Source organism: Blautia sp. CAG:257 (assembly GCF_000433815.1).
In the GTDB taxonomy this organism is placed as follows: Bacteria; Bacillota; Clostridia; order Lachnospirales; family Lachnospiraceae; genus Blautia_A; species Blautia_A caecimuris.
In genome coordinates, this window is the sequence record NZ_HF999091.1 from 1 (window position 1) to 1,228 (window position 1,228).

At 46.0% G+C, this 1,228-nt stretch carries 1 protein-coding gene; it reads right to left on the reverse strand.

What is annotated here, in order from left to right:
* A partial coding sequence (locus tag QVP40_RS10940) for a penicillin-binding transpeptidase domain-containing protein (RefSeq protein WP_288200506.1) occupies nucleotides 1-1,228 on the reverse strand: 1,228 nt, incomplete at both ends.

Sequence of the window (1,228 nt, forward strand, 5' to 3'; positions counted from 1 at the left end):
TGATTTGATATACTCCCCGTTTTCGTTCAGCTTTCTCTCTCCATTTTCATTAAGAAGATAGCCCTGCTCGTCTACCCGGTTTCCTTCCATATCAATCAGATTTCCCTCTGCATCTACCATATTTCCTTCTTCATCCACATCACTGCCGGAAACATCTTCCAGCACACCGTCAAAGCCTTCCCAGAGCTCTGTTTCAGGAACTACGCCTTCCTCTGCCTCATCCGGCTCAACATTCAGATACGGAAGAAGCTCAGAAAGAATTCCCTGGGCAATGTACTGGGGATATTTACTGTCAGCCTGCTCCTCTGCGTTTGGCTCGTCAACAACCACATATACGATCACCTGCGGTTCTTCTACCGGGGCAAAGGTAATAAAGGAAACCAGATACTTTTTGTTTCCACGGGGGAATTTTTCCGCTGTACCGGTCTTACCGCCTGAACTATATCCCTGTACCTTGGAATGGCGGCTGGTTCCCTCAATGACACTGTCTTCCATATAAGAACGGATAGCTGCGGAAATTTCAGAGGAAATAGTCTGTTTCAAAAGAACAGGTTCCACTGTTTTTACAGTGCTTCCATTGCTGTCCTGTATTTCTTTTACAAGATGAGGCTGATAATAGTAGCCTCCGTTAATAACAGAACTCATGGCATTGATCTCCTGGAGCATGGTACAGGTATATCCCTGTCCAAAAGCAGAGCAGGCAAGCTCTGTCTCTCCCATGGTATCCATGGTATGGATAATTCCCGATCCCTCATTCGGAAGATCGATTCCGGTTCTGCTTCCGAAATTAAAAAGACTCTGCGCTTTAATAAACTGTTCTGCTCCCATTTTTTCCGCAATCTGCATCATTCCGTCATTGCAGGAATTGGCGATCACATGCATCAGATCCTCTGTTCCATGGGAATCCGGATAAACCGCACATTTAATAAATGTGTTGTTATTGGCTCCAAACGCCTGTCCGCCGTCACAGACAAAATTATCTCCCTCTGCTATGCTGCCTTTTTCCAAAGCGCCTGCCATAACAATAGGCTTTACAACAGATCCGGGCTCAAAGGCATCTGTCACACAGAAATTATTCCACATGGCATTCAGTGCAGTTACGGTTTCCTCATCATTCATGGCCTTGATCTCTTCCTCGGAATAAAGGCTGGAAAGATCTCTTGGATCATTGAGATCATAGCGGTCCCCGGCATCCATGGCAAGGATTTCTCCTGTATTGGGATCCTGC